The organism is Halobellus captivus, from assembly GCF_007655485.1.
In the GTDB taxonomy this organism is placed as follows: Archaea; Halobacteriota; Halobacteria; order Halobacteriales; family Haloferacaceae; genus Haloquadratum; species Haloquadratum captivum.
Map to the genome: position 1 here is coordinate 328,155 of NZ_VJXQ01000003.1, position 18,469 is coordinate 346,623.

At 66.8% G+C, this 18,469-nt stretch carries 16 protein-coding genes and 1 pseudogene; 5 read left to right on the forward strand and 12 right to left on the reverse strand.

From position 1 onward, the window contains the following. Positions 1-96: 96 nt before the first annotated feature. From FJT57_RS10990 to FJT57_RS11005, 4 genes are all read right to left on the reverse strand, one after another. Positions 97-1,716 (reverse strand): LVIVD repeat-containing protein, encoded by a 1,620-nt coding sequence (locus FJT57_RS10990; protein WP_144905339.1) that lies wholly within the window; start codon positions 1,714-1,716, stop codon positions 97-99. A gap of 86 nt (positions 1,717-1,802) precedes the next feature. Beyond that, a complete protein-coding gene (locus FJT57_RS10995; protein ID WP_144905112.1) occupies positions 1,803-2,771 on the reverse strand; it encodes an ROK family protein in 969 nt (322 codons plus the stop codon). A gap of 255 nt (positions 2,772-3,026) precedes the next feature. Next, complete coding sequence (locus FJT57_RS11000; protein ID WP_144905114.1) at positions 3,027-3,407, reverse strand: DUF5611 family protein; 381 nt, start codon at positions 3,405-3,407, stop codon at positions 3,027-3,029. Positions 3,408-3,558: 151 nt separating this feature from the next. Continuing rightward, a complete protein-coding gene (locus FJT57_RS11005; protein WP_144905116.1) occupies positions 3,559-4,731 on the reverse strand; it encodes a DUF7093 family protein in 1,173 nt (390 codons plus the stop codon). Positions 4,732-4,897: 166 nt separating this feature from the next. Between FJT57_RS11005 and FJT57_RS11010 the strand changes: the two genes are divergently transcribed. The 4 genes from FJT57_RS11010 to FJT57_RS11025 all read left to right on the forward strand — a co-directional run bounded on the left by FJT57_RS11010 (position 4,898) and on the right by FJT57_RS11025 (position 10,221). Beyond that, on the forward strand, positions 4,898-5,200 hold the full coding sequence (locus FJT57_RS11010) for a DUF6432 family protein (RefSeq protein ID WP_144905341.1): 303 nt from the start codon (positions 4,898-4,900) through the stop codon (positions 5,198-5,200). 294 nt (positions 5,201-5,494) lie between these two features. Further along, entirely contained in the window at positions 5,495-6,706 is a 1,212-nt protein-coding gene (gene ygfZ / locus FJT57_RS11015; protein ID WP_144905119.1) for a CAF17-like 4Fe-4S cluster assembly/insertion protein YgfZ, read from the forward strand. Between the two features lie 120 nt (positions 6,707-6,826). Further along, entirely contained in the window at positions 6,827-8,374 is a 1,548-nt protein-coding gene (locus FJT57_RS11020; RefSeq protein WP_144905121.1) for an ATPase domain-containing protein, read from the forward strand. After that, on the forward strand, positions 8,371-10,221 hold the full coding sequence (locus FJT57_RS11025; protein ID WP_144905123.1) for a PAS domain S-box protein: 1,851 nt from the start codon (positions 8,371-8,373) through the stop codon (positions 10,219-10,221). The genes FJT57_RS11020 and FJT57_RS11025 overlap by 4 nt, the downstream gene beginning before the upstream one ends. A 66-nt stretch (positions 10,222-10,287) precedes the next feature. Here FJT57_RS11025 and FJT57_RS11030 read toward each other — a convergent pair whose 3' ends face one another. From FJT57_RS11030 to FJT57_RS11050, 5 genes are all read right to left on the reverse strand, one after another. After that, positions 10,288-11,376 (reverse strand): geranylgeranyl reductase family protein, encoded by a 1,089-nt coding sequence (locus FJT57_RS11030; RefSeq protein ID WP_144905125.1) that lies wholly within the window; start codon positions 11,374-11,376, stop codon positions 10,288-10,290. A gap of 153 nt (positions 11,377-11,529) precedes the next feature. Next, on the reverse strand, positions 11,530-12,636 hold the full coding sequence (locus FJT57_RS11035) for a beta propeller repeat protein (protein WP_144905127.1): 1,107 nt from the start codon (positions 12,634-12,636) through the stop codon (positions 11,530-11,532). Positions 12,637-12,702: 66 nt separating this feature from the next. Next, on the reverse strand, positions 12,703-15,651 hold the full coding sequence (gene uvrA / locus FJT57_RS11040) for an excinuclease ABC subunit UvrA (protein WP_144905129.1): 2,949 nt from the start codon (positions 15,649-15,651) through the stop codon (positions 12,703-12,705). A gap of 68 nt (positions 15,652-15,719) precedes the next feature. Next, entirely contained in the window at positions 15,720-16,073 is a 354-nt protein-coding gene (locus FJT57_RS11045) for a cell division protein SepF (protein ID WP_144905131.1), read from the reverse strand. Between the two features lie 102 nt (positions 16,074-16,175). Beyond that, on the reverse strand, positions 16,176-16,655 hold the full coding sequence (locus FJT57_RS11050) for an RNA-binding protein (RefSeq protein WP_144905133.1): 480 nt from the start codon (positions 16,653-16,655) through the stop codon (positions 16,176-16,178). 101 nt (positions 16,656-16,756) lie between these two features. Here FJT57_RS11050 and FJT57_RS11055 point away from each other — a divergent pair. After that, positions 16,757-16,969 (forward strand): annotated as a pseudogene (locus tag FJT57_RS11055) (DUF7562 family protein); the annotation flags it as partial. 307 nt (positions 16,970-17,276) lie between these two features. Here the strand turns inward: FJT57_RS11055 and FJT57_RS11060 are convergent. Genes FJT57_RS11060 through FJT57_RS11070 form a run of 3 tightly spaced genes read right to left on the reverse strand, consistent with a single transcriptional unit; the run spans position 17,277 to position 18,278 of the window. Then, positions 17,277-17,717, reverse strand: a complete 441-nt coding sequence (locus tag FJT57_RS11060) for a hypothetical protein (RefSeq protein ID WP_238993972.1) — start codon at positions 17,715-17,717, stop codon at positions 17,277-17,279. 1 nt (position 17,718) lies between these two features. Beyond that, the gene (locus FJT57_RS11065; protein ID WP_144905135.1) at positions 17,719-17,988 is read right to left on the reverse strand and encodes a hypothetical protein; all 270 of its coding nucleotides are present in this window, start codon (positions 17,986-17,988) and stop codon (positions 17,719-17,721) included. Continuing rightward, the gene (locus FJT57_RS11070) at positions 17,985-18,278 is read right to left on the reverse strand and encodes a ubiquitin-like small modifier protein 1 (protein WP_144905138.1); all 294 of its coding nucleotides are present in this window, start codon (positions 18,276-18,278) and stop codon (positions 17,985-17,987) included. Before FJT57_RS11070 ends, FJT57_RS11065 begins: the two co-directional genes overlap by 4 nt. Between the last annotated feature and the right edge of the window lie 191 nt (positions 18,279-18,469).

Below are 18,469 nucleotides of genomic sequence, written 5' to 3' on the forward strand. Positions count from 1 at the left end.
AAGTGTATCACGGTCGTCCGTGTGCCACTGCTGTCCGTGCATCACTGCCGTCTGTGTGTCACCGTTCACCCGTCTGCTGTGATCGTCCGCATACGATCATCCGCGTCGGCGCAGTCGCCACGCGGCCAGCCCCAAGGCGGACACGGCGGCACCGACACCGAATCCCGGGGCACTGATGCCGCCACCGCTCTCGTCGGTCGCCGTCGGTTGCGAATCCGGTTCCCGGTCCGAATCCCCCCCCGTCGCAGTCGTCTCCGACTCGCTCGTCGCGGCCGGTCGAGGCGTGTGCGGCGTCGCCGTGCCGCTCGGAAGCGTTGACGGCGGGTCGGCCTGCTCACCCGCGTGGTCGGGGAACGTGTAGAGCCGTTCGGGGCCGTCGCCGACGCCCCAACTGCTCGCGATGAAGAACCCCTCTCGCTCGCCAGCGTGTGCGAGTCGCGCTGTCCAAAAGCTCGCGGCTTCGGGGTCGCGCCACCAGGTCACTTCCTGCGGCGCCGCGGGGTCCGAAACGTCGTGACGCTTGACCCCGCCTCGGTACCACGACGAGTAGAGGACGCCACCGCTGATCTCGAAGTTGTGCGCGGTCGTCCACACGCCGCCGTAGGTCGGATCCGGCGAGGCGGGCGCGGGGATCGTCGACTGCAACACCGGAGCAGCGGGATCCGAGACGTCCCACAGGTCGATCCCCGACGGGCCGCCGACGTACTCAGTTTCGGGGGTACTCGGGCTCGTAGTCGCCGATTTCGCAACCGTTGTGCTCGTTGTCATCTCCCCCGCGTCCGTCCCACGCGACGTCGATTTCGCCTCTGCCTCGGCCGTTCCCGCGTCGGCTCCGGGAATGGCCCACGACTCGCGGCCGACGCCGAGGAGCGTGCCGGAGTCGTCGGTCGCGACGTAGTGGTGGTTCCCCGGCGGGAGCGTCGCCTCCCGTCGAGCCTTCTCCTGTGACCACTCGGCGAGGGAGGCGGGATCCGGCGTGTCGACGCGCCCCACCGCGACCGGTTCAGTCGGCTCCGATACGTCGAGAATCCACGTTCCGGCGTCCCACAGCGCCACGTAGGCCGTCGTCTCGGTGACGAACACGTCGTGGACGCTGCGGGAGGCGTTCGGTACCTCGCTCCACGTCTCGTCGGCGTCGTCGAGCGCCCAGCGACCCAGCTCCTCGCCCGTCGCGACGTCGAGGAGGACGAGCGGGTTTCGGTCGCCGTCGTTGCCGGTGAGGTAGGCGATTCCGTCGCGGACGAAACAGTTGTGGATCGGGTACGAGGTCTCGTGGAACGCCCGTTCTGCGGGATTTTCCGGGTCCGAGACGTCGACGACCAGCGCGCCAGCAACCGCGCCGCGGAGGGGGTTCGCGGGGCCGACGACGAGAAGCGTGGTCGGGTCGGTCGCGTCCAGTTTCACGTCGAAGATGCCGCGGAGCGGGCCGCCCTCTCGGTCCGCGAGCGGCTCGCGGACGTCCGCGAGCAGTCGCGGCCGGTCGGGAGCCGACACGTCGACAGCGGCGTAGCCCGTTGTGGTCGCGAGATAGGCCACGTCGCTCTCGGGGTCGACGACGGCCTCCTTCGCGCCCTCGACGTCGAGGGAGCCGTACGGTTCGTAGGGGCCGGGATGCGCGCTGGCCACTCCCGCGTTCCCGACGGCTTTGCCGACGCCAGCGGCGACGCCCGCACCGAGGAGCGCGCCGCTCGCCCGCAACACGTCGCGGCGATCCAGCGCGTCGCCGCGGTACAGTGCGCCACCGCTATGGCGTGCGTCACCGTCGTCCAGCGCGTCACAGCCATTCAGCGTCTCGCGGCGGCTCATAGCCGGGATCGATCGCCGGTTCCCCCGGTCATCGCGCTGGCGAGCGCGCCCATCACGACGACGTCGTCTCCGAGGGTCGTCAGCTGAATCTGGGGGACGTTCGACATCACCATCTCGTCCATCCGCTCGCGGATCGGATCGAGCGTCTGTGCCGGATTGTTGAGCGCGACCGCGCCGCCGACGTAGATGATGAGCGGCGCGTACGCGTGGACGATGTTCGCGACCCCCATCGCGTTCCAGTGGCCGAGCTGCTCGACGACGTAGGTGGCGAACTCGTCGGCTCCGGCGTGTTCGAAGACGTCGACGGCAGAAAAGTCGGGATCATCGACCGGAAGTGCCGTTTCGACGTTGTCGTCCTCGTAGAGGAATTTCGCGTATTTCGGGATGTTGTTTCCGGAGCAGTACGCCTCCCAGTGGCCGTCGTGCCCGCAGCCGCAGGTGAGGTATCCCTGGGGATCGATCGTCATATGTCCGACCTCTCCGGCGTTTCCGTCCCATCCGGAGAGGACGTTGCCGTCGACGCAGACGCCCGCACCGATTCCCGAGGAGATCGTGAGATACACCATATCGTCGGGGTTCCGTTCGGAGTAGAACCGCTCGCCGATGACGCCCGCGTTCGTATCGTTGTGGAGGAACACCCGATCGGTGTCGAACAGCACCGACAGCGGCCCGGTGAGCGGGATGCGATCGATGGTGTCCGGGAGGTTCGCCGGGTTCTCGACGGCTCCCTCGGCGAGGTCGAGCGGACCGATCGCACCGATCCCAGCCGCGTTCACTCGCTCCGGATCGATTCCCGCGTCGTCGCACGCCTCGCGGGCGACGCGGAGGACCGCCTCGGTGACGGCGATCCCGGTCGGCGCGCGCGGGGTACTGTCGTCGTCGCGCCCGACGACTGTGCCGTCGCCGTCGGCGACGATCGCCCGGACGTTCGTCGCCCCGAGGTCGACGCCCACGTAGTAGGCCATCGTGTCGTTACGAGTGAGCCCGACACTTAACTCAGCGGGTTCGCACGGACGCTTCGAACCTCACGATCGTTCGTTCACAGCTCTCCTCACCCGGTCTGGGCTTCCGGTTCGGTGGGTCGTGGGTCTCGAAGTGAACGGTGATACGTCGATCGCTGGGAGGTCCGTACTATCCGCTCGAAGCGCACGGGCGGACCTCGCGGTGCCCTTCGTTGAGGACGGTGAAATCCGCGTCAGGCGAAATGAGAACGAGTCGCGTCAGTAGTCGGGGGCGTCGTCTTCGACGTCGCGCTTCATCGACTCGCGGCGCGACTTCGCGTCCCGACCGGTCGCTTCGAGGAGGAAGTCGTTTTTCGCGTCGACCGCGTCGCCCGCGGCTTCGAGGTCATCGGGGGACAGTTCCGTCGGATCGCGCTCCTCGAACTCGACGGCCAGCCGATCCTTCTTGCCGCTGTAGGCTACAGCCCCGACGACGACGCGTTCGAACACCGGATTGTCCGGCTCGTCGATGACGTGGAGGTCGCTCCCCTTGTACTCAGTTGTCCCCGTGATCGGACCGAAGTACTCCTGGACGGTCGTCTCGATATCCGGAACGCGATCCTCCAGCGTCTCCCCGCGACGCATCTTGTACTCCTTCATGGGCGCTGATTCGGTAGGTGGTGGTTTACCTGTTTCGTCACCGGCCGAGCGGCGTCACAGCGGTGCGCTTGTTCACCTTCGCGGCCTCGTTCGCGTCGGCGTCTGGTCACGCCTTCGTCGGTCGCTGATACGCTCACGCACATCCTCACACTCACCGCTCGCGCTCGGCGATGTAGCCCCGTTTACACTCCGGGCAGATATCCCCGGCGCGCATCGACGACGCGCCCGCACTGTTGGCGTGCCCGCAGTTGGGGCAGTAGAACTCGACGCGGTCGTCCGGCACGTCGGACTCTAACGTCGTCGACTCCCTCGCGCGAGCGAACCCGTCGTCTTCGCGAGCCTGTCGGTGTGCCCTGGATGTCGCGTGCTCTCCGTCGGCGGCGATTCCCTGCACTGTGCCGTCGTCGTCGAGTGCTGCGCGGCCGTTCACCTCCGGAGTGAGGCCGTTACCTTGGAACTCGACGTCGTCTTCGACATCTGCTGTGGCGTCGAACCCCTCGTCTTCGCCCTTGGGGTCGGGCCATCCGCTCGATCCCGCCTCTTCGGCTTGGGAATCGGAGGCCTCGTCCCGTTCGGGCCACTCGCCGTGGCCGCGCTCCCGAGGCTCGACGTCGTCGGTGCCGTCGATGATCTCGGCGTCGTTCGTCACCTGTTCGTCGGTTGCGGCCTCACCACTCTCGGCCGCCTGCGACTGCTGTGCAGCATTCGCCGGGTCGGGGCCGGAGTCCTCCGGCCACTGCGTTTCGTCGCGTTCGGTGTCCGTCTCGCCGAGGATGACGGCGTCGTTCGCGTCCGGGTCGGCCTCGACGTCCTCCCAGTCGTCGCTGCCGGTTTCCCAGCCGTCTGTCTCCGCTTCCGCCTCGCCGATCGGACCGTCCGACGCCGGGTCCGAAGCGTCTGTCTCCGTCGCTTCCTCCGCCTCCGCATCCGCGGCGGCTGTCGACGCGTCGGGCGCGTCCGCATCGGCCGCCGAATCCACGCTTTCGGCCTCCTCGGCGTCTGCCGACGCGACGTTAGCAGGCGCTGACGACGCCCTCTCTTCCGCCGACGGTTCGCCGTCGCTCCCCGCGGTCGACGACGGCTGCGCGCCGTGTGCTGGCTCCGGGTCCGTTCCTCCGGCGGCGGTGCCGCCGAGGCCGACCTCTTCGGGCGTGCGAATCGCCGTCACCTCCTTGTTTTGGCTGACGACCTGTTCGGCACCGCACCGCTCACACACCTGCACCTCGCGGATCGTGACGATGACCTCGTCCCCCTGTTCCTCCCGGCTCCGCTGGACCTCGGGGTCCGCGTACGTGTGCCCGAGAAGACGGCACTTGAGTCCCATTATCCGACGTTCGGACATTCAGGGCCAAAAGTGTACCTCCTGCGTCAGACGGTCGGCTGACGAGTTCGGTCTGATCGAGGGGGCGGAGACGCTGCAGAGCGACTTCGAGGCCGTCGTCGCGCGCGGCGGCGGTAAGCGTAAACCCCACGGGAGCGAACGGGCACCTATGAGAGCGCGGCGCGAATTCAGAGACCGACGCGACGTCGAAGTGGCGGTGCTCGACGCGCTCGTCGATCGCGCGGAGGAGGGGATGACCGTCTTCGAGGTGCGCGCCGCCGTCGACGCCGATATCGACGAGATCGAAGAGGCGCTGGCGGCGCTCAAGCAGGACGACCTCCTCTCCGTCGGGAACGGCGACGACGAGCGCGTCGTCATCTTCGTCGACGACCGTGTCGTGCCCGACCCCGAGTCGACACACGCGGACGAACAGGGGCTCGTGGATGTGCTTCGCGACCGATTTGGACTGTGAACGGCCGATAGCCGTCGGTCCCGCTCGACGGTGGCGACCAGCTGACACCCGCCCGAGCGGCCGGTCCCTCGTAAGTCGCGAGGGCCTCCGACGCACGCGAGGAGACTGCGGCCCGACGCGAAGGGATGGCTCCGTCACGGCGGGACTGGTGCCGTTTTCGTATATAAACCCAGGCCCGCGACGCGTACTTCGGGCGGGAAGTGACGACTGCGTCCGCTCCATCGCGAGGGCGTTGCGACCTGTCCCACCGCGAGGGCGCTGCGGTTTTCCCCGTCGAGCGCGCACGGGAGTGTAATGACGGTCGTCACGGAGATGCACGAGCAGCACGGTGCGACGTTCGAGGAGCGCGGCGGTCGCGGGGTCGTCACCGACTACGGCCGTCCCGAGCGGACGCACCGCGCGGTCCGAAACGGTGCGGGCGTGATCGAGATGGGCTACGGCGTCGTCGTCGTCGAGGGCGACGATCGGATCGAGTTCGTCGACGACACCGTCTCGAACCGCGTCCCGCGAGACGACGGCGAAGGGGTGTACGCGCTGCTCTTGAATCACCAGGGGCGAATCGAGACGGACCTGTACGTCTACAACGCTGGCGAACGGTTGCTCTGCTTCGCGCCGCCAGCGCGCGCGCGGCCGCTGGTCGAGGACTGGTCGGAGAAGGTGTTCATTCAGGACGTCGAGATCCGGGAGGCGTCGACGGAATTCGCCGTGTTCGGGGTTCACGGCCCCAAATCGACGGAAAAAATCGCGAGCGTCTTCAATGGCGCTGGCTCGCCCGAACCGGGGCTGACATTCGTCCGCGGCTCGATGGGCGGTGAGGGCGTCACCGTGATCGCCGGTGATGGTCTCACCGGCGAGGAGGGCTACGAGGTCGTTTGCGCCGCTGACGCCGCCGAGCGCGTCTTCGAGACGCTTCTGACGTTCGGAATGAACGCCGTCCCGTTCGGCTACCGCACGTGGGAGACGCTGACGATCGAAGCAGGGACGCCGCTGTTCGAGACCGAATTGAAAGACAGGATCCCGAACGTGCTCGGCCTCCGAAACGCGCTCGACTTCGGAAAGGGCTGTTTCGTCGGCCAGGAGGTCGTCTCGAAGGTCGAGAACCGCGGCCGTCCCAGCCAGCAGTTGATCGGGCTCCGATTGGCTGATCCGGCGGGCGATTCGATCCCCGGATCCGGCTCGACCGTCGTCGCCGACGACGAACCCGTCGGTGAACTCACGCGGGCGACGGTGAGTCCCACGCTCGATGCGCCGGTCGCACTCGCGCTCGTCGACTACGAGGTCGCGGACGCGCTCGCGTCCGACCCCGGTTCGCTTCCGGTCAGTGTCGAACCCGAGTCCGACCCGGACGGTGGCTCCGGACCACCCGCTGACTCCGACGGTGATTCCGCCCCCGCTCTCGACTCCGAGGGCTTCGACACGAAGTGCTTCGATGCCGAGTTCGTCCAGTTGCCGTTCGTGGCGGGCAGTGCGGAGTCGGCTCGGTGTCCGTCGTATCTGCAGGACTGAGATGCTTCAGTTCCGGCCGGACTGCCTCTCACCTGCGAGAGACCCCCAGCGGAGCACGAATTTTCAGTACAAACACAGGATATCCCAACTATCAATACCTCTCCGTTCTCCAATCCTCCAATGAGTGGCCCTCAACGTCTCTCGACCGGAATCGCTGGTCTCGACGAAGTTCTCGGCGGTGGGTTCCCCCGAGAGCGAGCGTATATGGTCACCGGCGGTGCCGGAACGGGTAAGACGATCCTCGGCCTCCACTTCCTGACCGCGGGGGTCGACGCGGACGAGAACGCGCTGTTCGTGGCCTTCGAGGAGGATCCGGAGGACCTCTCTGCGGACGCCAGACAACTCGGCTTCGACACGGGAGAGATCGAGTTCTTGGATCTCTCACCCGACGCCGAGGAGTTCGTTATCGACGACCGATACGACGTGTTCGAACCGGACGTCGTGGAGGGGTCCGGGATCGCCGATCGGATCGTCGAAGCGGTCGAGCGGACCGATCCCGACCGGGTGTTTATCGACCCGTTGACGTACCTTCAGTACCTCGCGCCCAACGAGTACCAGTACCGCCAGGAGGTCGCCGGTCTCGTGCAGTATCTGACGGATCAGGACGCGACCGTCCTGTTCAGTTCACAGGCGGCGATCGAGGGCGAGCGTCGAACGCTCGAATACCTGTGTGACGGAAGCCTCACGGTCGCCCAGGCGGAGAACGGGCGAACGATCGAAGTGACGAAGCTCCGTGGGTCGGGCTTCCTTTCGGGCGCGCACACACTGGAAATTTCGGGGGACGGAATCGACGTGTTCACGAGATTGGTCCCGGACGCACACGACCGAACACACTCGACGACGACGCTCTCCACCGGCGTCGAGGAACTCGATGAACTGCTTCACGGCGGGATCGAATCTTCGACCGTGACGGTGATCAGCGGTCCGAGCGGCGTCGGGAAGACCACGACGGCGTCGCAGCTCGCGGTCGCCTCGGCAAAGGCGAGCGCGCGGGCGGTGACCTATCTGTTCGAGGAGACGCGCGACACGTTCGTCCACCGCTCAGAGAGCGTCGGACTTCCGATCGAGCAACTCGAAGCCGACGGGACGCTTTCAGTCGAGGAAGTCGAACCGCTGCGCGTCTCTCCGGATCAGTTCGCCCACAGCGTGAGACGGGAAGTCGAGGAGCGCGACACCCAATTCGTTGTCATCGACGGGATCTCCGGCTACCGGCTGTCGATCCGCGGTGAGGGAGACGAGCTGATCCGCGAGCTCCACGCGCTCGGCCGGTACCTCAAGCGAATGGGGGTTACGGCGGTCTTTATCGACGATATGAAGAACGTCACCGGCGACTTCGAGCCGACGAGCTCGAACCTCAGTTACCTCGCGGACAACCTCCTGTTCCTCCGCTATCTCGAAGCCTACGGAGAACTGCGGAAGGCGATCGGGGTGCTGAAAAAGCGGACGGGTGACTTCGAGCGCACGCTCCGAGAGTTCGGGATACGCAGTGACGGCATTCACGTCGGCGAGCCCCTGACGGGCCTCCGCGGCATCCTGACGGGGACGCCGGAGTGGGGTGCCGACCCCGTGTTCGATCCGCGCGGTTCCGAGGACACCGCGGGGCCGACCGACCATCACCGCAGGATCGAACCGAGTGATCGCTCCGAAAGCGCTGATCCTCCCGAATGACGAGTGAGCAGTCACCGGCGCCCGGAACGAGCGTCCTCGTTCTCGTCTCGAACCCGGGGAACCGACGGGTCCTCGTCGACTGGGTCCGGAGCACCGAGGGATACGAGTTCGCCGATCCGACTGCCGACGGCACCGCCTCTGACGGATCGCTTCCCGAGTTCGACGTCTGTCTCGCGGACCGAAGCGAACTCCGGAAGTTCGCCGACGAAATCCGTGAAACCCGATCCCGTCCGCATACCTTTCTTCCGTGTCTCCTGATCGACGAACGAGGGGCGGATTTCGAGTCGGTCAGTCCATCGATTCGCGGACTCGTCGACGACGTGATGACCGCGCCGATCGATCCGGCACACCTCCGGTTTCGGGTCGACACGCTCGCGCGTCGTCGACGGATCTCACTGGAGCTCTGGGAGACTGAAGAGCGATATCGACGGCTGTTCGAGTTGGCTCCGAACGCGAAGTTCCTGCTCGACGACACGGAGATCCGCGCGACTAACCGGGCCGCAGAGCGGTTTCTGGGGCGGGATTCCGACTCGCTGGAGGGGACAGAGCTGGAAACGTTCGTCGTGGACAGGGATCGCTCGACGCTCGCGGAACTGCTCGCGGCGGCACCGTCGGAGGTCGACCCCGCGGGGCCGACGTTCCAAACACTGACGTTCGAGTTCGACGACCGCACGGCCATCTGCGAGGTGGCAACGGTCAGAACCGGCGAGGGGAGCGAACTGCTCGTCCTCGTTCAGGACATCACCGAGCGAATCGAGCGCGAGCACCAACTCGAACTGTACCGGCGCGCGATGGACGAAGCCACCATCGGAATCACGATCACCGATCCGACGCTACCGGACAATCCGATGATCTACGTCAACGACCAGTTCGTCGAGACCACCGGCTACAACCGCGAGGAAGCGCTCGGACGGAACTGTCGCTTCCTGCAGGGCGACGGGACCGACCGGCAGGCGGCCGCACGAGTTCGGCGAGCGATCGAGAGGCAGCAACCCGTGAGCGAAATTCTCGTGAACTACAGGAAGAACGGCGAGCCGTTCTACAACGCCCTGGACGTGATGCCGGTCCGCGACGAATCGGGAACGGTCACGAACTTCCTCGGCTTTCAGCGGGACGTCACGGAGTGGGTGCGAAACAGACGGCGGCTCTCGGTGCTCGATCGGGTGCTGCGTCACAACGTCCGCAATCGGATGAACGTCGTCACCGGGTACGCCGAACAGTTGCTCGATCACGACGACCCCGACGTTCGGGCGGCCGCAGAGCGGATAGAGGCGGCGGGCGACGACCTCCTCAGACAGAGTGAAACCGCCCGCCACTTCCGGGACGTCGTCAACAACGAGTCGACGGCGGTCGGCACTCGCGATCTGGTCGCCGACGTCACTGCCGCGATAGAGGAGATCAGCGCGGGCTATCCGGACGCCGAAATCGCCACGTCCCTCCCGCCGGAGGCGTGTATCCGAGGCGACGACGGCGTCTCGCTCGCGGTGGTCGAACTGATCGAAAACGCCGCAGAGCACGGGGCGCCGCCGATCATCGTATCCGTCGAATCCGACCCCGACGAGACCGTCCTCTCGGTATCGGACGGGGGCGAGGGCATCCCCCGAGTCGAGCGGGCGGTCTTCGACGACCTCGACGAACGCCCGACGCGGCACGCCGGGGGCGTGGGTCTCTGGCTCGTTCGCTGGACGGTCGAGCGGATCGGCGGCCGCATCGAATACCCCGATCCCGACAGTTCGACCGTGGAGTTGTACTTCGCGACGGCGGACGGCGACCGCGACCGCACCGATGGCCCCGATGGTTACATCGGCCGCGGCCGCGGATTAGACCGCAGTGGGTTCGGTATCTAGCCTCCACTGCGAACCTGACCCTCATCGCCCGTCTAGCCCTCTCTGACAATCGATCCTCATTTCCGTCTAGCTCCCTCTTCGCATCAATGCGCGGAGCTGCTCGCGAGAGAAGAACGACGAGGGCCGGTCCATATGCACGCCGATCTCGCCCGACAGCGCGCGGAGACCGACGCGTTGGATCGGCTCCGGCAGCGAGTAGGCTCGCCGGAGCCAGTGACCCAGCGCGATCTCGCGTGAGAGCGCCGACCGCCACGCCGCGTCGTAGTCGCGGAGCGTCCCCGGATCGTCGGGATCGACGGTCTCGGCGGCGCAGTCGGCGGCGGTCATTCCGTAGAGGATCCCGCCGCCGGTGAACGGCTTCGTCTGCGCGGCGGCGTCACCGAGTAGGAAGACCCGGCGGCCGTGCACGCGCTCGGGCGGCCCGATCGGTATCGCCCCCGAGCAGAAGTGCTCGGTTTCCACGTCGTAGGCTTCGGTGAGTTCCCCGAACAACTCGTTGACGGAGCGTCCCGGCGGCGCGGCGAGGCCGTACTCGACGCCCGCCTCGCCGCGGGGGATCCGCCACGCGAAGAACCGGGGCGCAGTCAGGTGGACGTCGACGAAATCGCCGTCGTCAGGGTCGGGATCGAACGCGAGGACGCCGTGGATGATCTCTTCGGGCTCCGGGAGCCCGCACTGCCGCCGCACCCGCGAGGTCGGGCCGTCACACCCCGCCACCATTTTTGCCATCACTGTCTCTGTCTCGCCCGCGTTCGAGACGGTGAGCTCGACGCCGTCGTGACGCTCATCGACGTCGACGACGGTGTGGCGCTCGCGGACGTCCGCGCCCGCCTCCCGCGCGCACGCCGCGAGCGTGCGATCGAGTTCGACTCGATCGATCACGTTCGAGATCTCCTCACGCTTGTAGAAGGGGTAGGCGGCGGAGTCGGGACCGCCGACGTGGAACCGCGCGCCGTAGACGCGGTTCTGGAGGAGCCGGGGCTTCGCCTCGTCGGGGACGAATCCCCAGATGTCGGTGCTGACGTGGCCCGAGCACGCCAGCGGCGTTCCGACGGTGCCCTGCTCGAAGGCGACAACGTCGTATCCGGCCTCGGCCGCGCGCCGGGCGAAGCGCGCGCCCGCGGGGCCGACGCCGACGACCGCAAAATCGTACATTTCGCTCATCTATCGGAGCCGCGGGCATATACTTTCCCGGTCGCAACGTCGCGGTCCCGTTCGTCGGTTTCGACCGGCGATCTCGCTCGGCGGTCCCGTCCGGCGATTTCGACCGGCTCTCTCGCTTGCCGTCCGGCGACCCGGCTCGCCGGGCTACTGCTCGACGACGGCGAGGCCGCTCGTCGTCGTGTCGCGAAACGACTCCGACCAGTCGATCTCCAAGCGCTCGAAGCCGTCGCCGCCGTCGGTGGTCCGAAACAGGCCGCGATCCGTGAACGCGAACAGTTCGCCGTCGGCGACGCCCGCGGCGAGCGTCGGTCGGAGCACCCCCTCTCCGGTCGGTACGCCCGCGTCGTCGATCCGCTCCCACTCGGCTTCGGTGGCCGCGGGTTCGGTTTCGCGTTGCGTGGATGCGTCGCCGACGGCGTCGAGGTCGCCGTCGACTCGACGGTACAGATACGACGCCGCGGAACCGGTGCTGTGCGCCCGGCGCGCGCCCGCCGCGGCCGAAAGGAGAACGCGTCTCGGATCGCCGGGATCGATCGCGACGCTCCAGCAGTAGCGGTGCTTCAACCCCTCCTGCGGGAACGACCACGACTCGCCGCCGTCGCGGCTCTCGGCATACCCGTCGCCCGCGGCCGCTCGGACGACCTCCGACGCGTCGGGGTGAATCGCCATCGAGTGCGTGTCTCGCCGGGTCGACGGCGCGCGCTCCTCCCACGTCTCCCCGCCGTCGCGGCTCTGAATCAGCGCGCCAGCCTCGACGGCGACGTAGAGATGGGCCGGATCGGCGGGATCGACCTCGATCCAGCGGACGTGATGGGTGTGTGGCCGCGGCGGGAACGCCCACGTCGACGCCGACGGGAGGTCCGCGAGGCCGGGGAGCTCGCTCCACGTATCGCCGCCGTCTGTCGATCGGTAGACGGCGCTCGGCTCGCTCCCGGCGTAGACGACGTCGGGATCGTGCGGCGAGACGGTCACGCTCGTTACCGACGTCGCGAGCGCGGGCTCGCCGACGCGTTTCCACGTTCGTCCGCCGTCGACCGAGCGGTGCAGTCCGGCGTCGAAGGTACCGCAGAAGACCCGTTCGGGGGCATCGATCGCGGCGTCCAGACACTCGATGTCGTCGCGCTCGAAGGTGTACTCGGCGTCCGGTCCGGTAGCTGTGTCGTCGCTCGCCCGATCGCCGGTATCGCGGACGTCAGCGACGCCGCGGACGACGAGGACGCCCGCGCTGGAGGCCGCATAGCAGGTGACCATACACTACCTATGCGACGCAGTCACTTGGCCTCAGCGGGTGAACGAGCGGGAACCGGAGCGGACCGATCAGTCGTCGTCCATCGGCGCGGCGGGCTTTCGGCGATCGGAGCGCGGACCGTCCACGTCGACCGCTGGCAGGAGGTCACGGAGGTATCGGCCCGTGTGTGACTCCTCCCGTCGAGCGACTTCCTCGGGCGTGCCGGTGGCGACGACCCGGCCGCCGCCCTCCCCGCCCTCGGGGCCGAGGTCGACGACGGTGTCGGCGTTCTTCACCAAGTCGAGTTCGTGCTCGACGACGACGACGGTGTTGCCGTTGTCGGTGAGCCGCTGAAGCACCTCGATCAGCTTCCGCTCGTCCTCCTTGTGGAGCCCGGTCGTCGGCTCGTCGAGCAGATAGAGGGTCTCGCCGGTCTGCTTCTTGCCGAGTTCCTCCGCGAGCTTGACGCGCTGGGCCTCCCCGCCGGAGAGAGTCGTCGAGGGCTGCCCCAGCGTCATGTAGCCGAGGCCGACGTCCTCCAGTAACTGGAGCCGACGGCGGAGTTGAGTGTTCGCCTCGAAGAACGCCAGCGCCTCCGACACTTCCATATCGAGGACGTCGGCGATCGTCCGCCCTTTATACTCCACGTCGAGCGTCTCGTCGTTGTAGCGCGCGCCGTCGCACTCCTCGCAGGGAACGTAGACGTCCGAGAGGAAGTTCATCTCGATCTTCACGGTCCCCTGCCCGCCGCAGGCCTCACACCGGCCGCCCTTCACGTTGAACGAGAACCGACCCTTCTCGTAGCCGCGCTGTTTCGACAGCTTCGTCTCCGCGAACAGCTCCCGGACGTGGTCGAACACGCCCGTATATGTCGCGGGGTTCGACCGCGGCGTCCGCCCGATGGGCGACTGGTCGATCAGCCGCACCGTCTCGATCTCGTCGATCCCCTCGATGGCGTCGTGGTCGCCGGGGTCGACCGAGGTGTTGTCGTTCATCTCGCGAGCGAGACCCTTGTAGAGGATTTCGTGCATCAGGGTCGACTTCCCGGAGCCGGAGACGCCCGTGATCGCGGTGAACTGGCCGATCGGAATCGAGACGTCGAGGTCTCTGAGGTTGTGCTGGCGCGCGCCGCGAACCGTCAGTTCGGCGTCCGATTCGCGGCGCTCCTCCGGAACTGGGATCTCCTTTCGTCCGGCGAGGTAGTCGCCCGTGATCGACTCGTCGTCGTCGCAAATCTCGTCGAAATCGCCCTGCACGACGATCTCGCCGCCGCGCTTGCCGGGGCCGGGCCCCATATCGATGACGTTGTCCGCGCGTCGCATCGTCTCCTCGTCGTGCTCGACGACGATCAGCGTGTTCCCGAGGTCGCGCAGGCCTTCGAGCGTGTCGAGCAGTCGGTCGTTGTCGCGCTGGTGCAGGCCGATCGAGGGCTCGTCGAGGACGTACAGGACGCCCACGAGGCCGGAGCCGACCTGCGTGGCGAGTCGGATGCGCTGGCTCTCTCCTCCGGATAAGGTCGACGCCTCGCGGTCGAGCGTGAGGTACTCCAGCCCGACCTCCTCCATAAAGCCGAGCCGCGCGCGGATCTCCTTGAGGATCTCCGTGGCGATCGTCCGCTCGCGCTCGGTGAGCCGCTCCTCCAACCCCTCGAAGTGCGAGAGCGCGTCGCCGATGCTCATCTGATTGACCTCGGTGATCGAGGTATCGGCGACGAGGACGTGTCGCGACTGCTCTTTGAGCCGCGTCCCCTCGCAGGTGGGGCACGTGGTGACGGCCATGTAGTCCTCGATATGCTCTCTGGTCGATTCGGAGTCGGTCTCGACGTGCCGCCGTTCGAGGTTCGGGATCACGCCCTCGAAGCGCTTCGTCTTCCGGCGCGTGCCGTTTCTCGTCTGCCGCTCGAAGACGACCTCCTCGTCGGTGCCGTAGAGGAACTGCCGCTGGATCTCAGGGTCGAGATCCGCGAACGCCGTGTCGACGCTCACGCCGAAGTGCTCCGCGACCGAATCCAGGCGGGTTCGGTAGTACGAGCGGTTGTACGACCACGCCTCGAAGACGTGCTTGATCGATTTCGAGGGGTCGCGGACGACGAGGTCCTCGTCGACCTCTTTGGTCTGTCCGAGTCCTTCACACGCCGGACAGGCTCCGTGGGGGCTGTTGAAGGAGAACGAGCGCGTCTCGACCTCCGAGAACTGGAAGTCCGAGTTCGGGTTTCCGAGTTCCTCGGAGAACTCGAGGACGAGCCGGTCGTCTCCCTCGCCCGCGAGCGCGCCCGTCGAGCGGGTGTTCGAGGCGAACGGCACGTCCTCCGGCGGGTCGGGAACGATCACCTTCAGGACGCCCTCGGCCTCCTCCAAGGCCGTTTCCACCGAGTCGGCGAGCCGCGAGCGACTCCCGAGGTCGATCTTCACCCGGTCGACGATCACGTCGATCGTGTGGTCGTAGTTCTTGTCCAGGTCGGGTTTGTCGAGCGTCAGATCGTACTCCTCGCCGTCGACTTCCACCCTCGCGTAGCCGTCGCCCACGAGCTCCTCGAACAGGTCCTCGAAGGCCCCCTTCTGGTCTCGGACGATCGGCGCGGCGATCTTCGCGCGGGTTCCCTCGGGCAGTTCGAGGAGCTGACTGACCATATCCTGTGCCGACTGCTCGCCCACTTCCTCGCCCGTTATCGGGTCGTACTGCGTGCCGACGCGGGCGTACAGCAGGCGGAGGTAGTCGTGGAGTTCGGTCACCGTGCCGACGGTCGAGCGGGGGTTGTTGGCGGCGTTCTTCTGATCGATGGAGATCGCGGGCGAGAGGCCTTCGACGGCCTCGACCTGCGGCTTGTCCATCTGCCCGAGGAAGTTGCGGGCGTACGCCGACAGTGATTCGATGTAGCGTCGCTGGCCCTCGGCGTAGACCGTGTCGAAGGCGAGCGACGATTTCCCCGATCCCGACAGACCGGTGACGACGGTGAACCTCTCGCGCGGAATCCGGACGTCGAGGTCCTTCAGATTGTGCTCTTCGGCACCGCGAACCTCGATGAAGTCCTTGCTCATCTACGGCCGAGTAGGGAGAGCGGAGAGGAAAGTTCGTCGGTTCCGGCGGTCGGCCCCGACAAGGAAACTCAGTTCAGCTTCTCGCGCGCGACGCCGACGCCCGTGGGCGAGATGATGATCTGATCGTCGCCCTTCTGGGCGATGTCGCCGTCGACTTCCTGGGCGACCTGCCGGAGGTCGTCGACGATGTGCTCCATCGTGCTGTCGCTCGTCGTGTGGCGCGTGATGTCCGCGATAACGAGGTCGCCGTCGTAGACGGCGTCTTTGATCGCGATGACGTCCTGCTGGCCGCTGATGGTCGCGATTCGGACGCTCATTCCGGCCTCACCGCGGGAGGACTCGATGCCCTCGATGTCGAGATCGAGGTACTCGTCTGTCGAATGCTGTCCGCCCCCGCTGATGATTTTGCTCATAATCCCCATACCTCCTTCAAACGGCAGTAACACGTTAGTTCTTACGTCAGACGATCGTCTGACGCGTCGGTCGGCTGCGGCGCGCCTGGGACGTCGCGGACGCCTCCCGGCTCAGACCGCGAACTCGAAGAGGTCGTCACCGACGTGGTGGATCGACTCGACGACCTTCCCCGAGTCGCCGGTCATCTCGTCGCCGTCGACGAGCGCGCGACCGATCGCGAGCACCTTTCCGTGGGTCTCCTCGGCGACCGTGACGAGTTCGCCCGAGGCGACGCCGTCGTCGGCCTCGACGATCCCCGGGCGCATCACGTCCGCACCGTCGCTGACGAACGAGATCGCTCCGGCGTCGACGGTGACGACGCCTCTCGTGGGGCCGTGGCGGTTCGCGCCCTGAACGGTCAGGAACGCCTCATCCTCGAACTGGACGACGTCCGGTTCGCCGTCGACGAGGACGACGTCGAACGGTTCGTCGGCGAGTTCGACCATCTCGTACGTGTCGCCGTCGAGGTCGACGCCCGTTTTCGATTCGATGGCGGCCTCCAGTTCGGCGATCTCGTCGGCGCGGAGGTGGTGGCGGGATTTCACCTGCATATCCGATCGCACGACGCGCCAGCCGATAAAAGGCGCGACACGAAACTCGTCTGACGACTCGGCGGACAAACGCTAAGTGACGGTGGTGCCTCCCTCTCGCTATGTGGCGCTCCCGGAGTGACCGGGACGGGACGACGGTGGTCTGTATCGCCTGCGGCACGTCGCTCCCGCGCTCGGAGGCGCGCGAGTACGACAAGCACGGTAACCGCTGGGAGCGACACGGAAAGTCCTTCGAGCACCTCTGTAAGGAGTGCTACCGCGGGCTCTGCCACCAGCCGCGCGGCGAACTCGAAGCCCTCCTGCTCGACGTCGAAGCGGAGGTGCGCACAGATTTTCCGTCCGAACGATCCACTGTCGCCGATACCGACGCCGATTCCGGACTCGACAGCGACACGGACGCAGACTCGGTCGACGACACTGACGTCGACTCGGACGCCGACTCGGCTTCGGTTCGGGGCTCACGGGCGGCATTTCTCTCTGCGTACGCCCGCGCGGTCGAGGCGCGCTACGGATCGATCGAGCCGTCCGAGACGGAGTCCGAACGAGATCGCTGATAGCAACTACCGGACTGTAGTACTGAGAGCAACAGCCGACGGTATCACCGACACCAACTGTCGAACGCTATCGCCCGATGACGACGGCCTCGCGGATTTCTAAGGCGGTCTCCAGTTCGCTGCGTCTGTCCGCACTTGCCCCGAGTCGGCGGAGCTGTTGTGCGTGCGCCCGCCGCAGTGCGTCCACTTCGCGCTCGGGGAGGTCGAGGGCGTCGCCGACGTCCGTCCAGTGGCCCTCGGGAACGAGAAAGACGTCGCGCTCCTCCTCGGCGAACACGCGCTCGTAGGTGCGGCGATAGGTGTCGCGCCGCGGGCCGAGGTGCGCCTGCGCGTCCCGGAGCAACGGCGCGAGCCGCTCAGGTGCGACGCTGGCGGTTGCGCCGGTGTAGAGCAGGACATCGCCGTCGAGCGGTATCTCGTGCCCGCTCGGTTCTTCTCGCTCGCTCGATCCGCCGCGTCCACCGCCCTCGTTCACGTCGTCCCCTCCACCAGGGTCGTCGCTCGGCACCTCACCCACCGGCGCGCATCGCCTTCTGAGAGAACCGGTCGATCAGCCCGTCCAGCGTCTCCGGGTCGCCCTCGAAAACGACTGTCACCTCCGTCAGTTTCAGCGTCGGCCCGATCGACACTTTCTCGGCCGAAAGCGAGACTGTCCACCCCTCCCCTTCGACGCGCTCGTCGTCGACGATGTCGCCGCCGAGCTTTTCGAGGTAGTGGCGAGCGAGTCGCAGCGAGATCCCGCGATAGGACTTCTCTCTGGTCACGCTGGAGCTGCTCATAGCGTCTCTCCGAGCGACCCGCCCGCGACGGGCGGGAAGATGCTCAGCGTGTCGTCGGGTTCGATCGGCGTGTCGACGCCCTGTTCGTGCTCGACGTCCCGCCCGTTCAGGAGGACGTTCACCTGCGGGGGGACCGCGCCGTCGTCGAGGAGCTCACCGGCGAGGCCCTCGAACTCGTCTTCGAGCGCGACGAGGACGTCGCCGACGGTCTCCGCGTCGTACTCGCGGGCGATCGTCTTCGTGCCCACCGCCTCGCGAAACGTGGCGAAAAAGCGCAGTTCAAACGACATACTCGATGCTCGGGCGCGGCGGGCAAAAAGGACGCGCCCCTGTGATACGTGTGCACGAAACCGATGCGTTGCGCCTCTCGGACGTTGGTTTCGCCGCAACTGCCTGTGCTCTCGTATCCTCCGAGCGTTCAAGTAGGATAGCGACGCCACACAGCGCGTGTCTCACCCAGTCGACTCCGACCCCGCCGCGT

Coding starts and splice junctions, on each gene's coding strand:
- FJT57_RS10995 (WP_144905112.1), bottom strand. CDS start 2,771: ATGGCCTACTACGTGGGCGTCGACCTCGGGGCGACGAACGTCCGGGCG.
- FJT57_RS11000 (WP_144905114.1), bottom strand. CDS start 3,407: ATGAAGGAGTACAAGATGCGTCGCGGGGAGACGCTGGAGGATCGCGTT.
- FJT57_RS11005 (WP_144905116.1), bottom strand. CDS start 4,731: ATGGGACTCAAGTGCCGTCTTCTCGGGCACACGTACGCGGACCCCGAG.
- FJT57_RS11010 (WP_144905341.1), top strand. CDS start 4,898: ATGAGAGCGCGGCGCGAATTCAGAGACCGACGCGACGTCGAAGTGGCG.
- ygfZ (WP_144905119.1), top strand. CDS start 5,495: ATGACGGTCGTCACGGAGATGCACGAGCAGCACGGTGCGACGTTCGAG.
- FJT57_RS11020 (WP_144905121.1), top strand. CDS start 6,827: ATGAGTGGCCCTCAACGTCTCTCGACCGGAATCGCTGGTCTCGACGAA.
- FJT57_RS11025 (WP_144905123.1), top strand. CDS start 8,371: ATGACGAGTGAGCAGTCACCGGCGCCCGGAACGAGCGTCCTCGTTCTC.
- FJT57_RS11030 (WP_144905125.1), bottom strand. CDS start 11,376: ATGTACGATTTTGCGGTCGTCGGCGTCGGCCCCGCGGGCGCGCGCTTC.
- FJT57_RS11035 (WP_144905127.1), bottom strand. CDS start 12,636: ATGGTCACCTGCTATGCGGCCTCCAGCGCGGGCGTCCTCGTCGTCCGC.
- uvrA (WP_144905129.1), bottom strand. CDS start 15,651: ATGAGCAAGGACTTCATCGAGGTTCGCGGTGCCGAAGAGCACAATCTG.
- FJT57_RS11045 (WP_144905131.1), bottom strand. CDS start 16,073: ATGGGGATTATGAGCAAAATCATCAGCGGGGGCGGACAGCATTCGACA.
- FJT57_RS11050 (WP_144905133.1), bottom strand. CDS start 16,655: ATGCAGGTGAAATCCCGCCACCACCTCCGCGCCGACGAGATCGCCGAA.
- FJT57_RS11065 (WP_144905135.1), bottom strand. CDS start 17,988: ATGAGCAGCTCCAGCGTGACCAGAGAGAAGTCCTATCGCGGGATCTCG.
- FJT57_RS11070 (WP_144905138.1), bottom strand. CDS start 18,278: ATGTCGTTTGAACTGCGCTTTTTCGCCACGTTTCGCGAGGCGGTGGGC.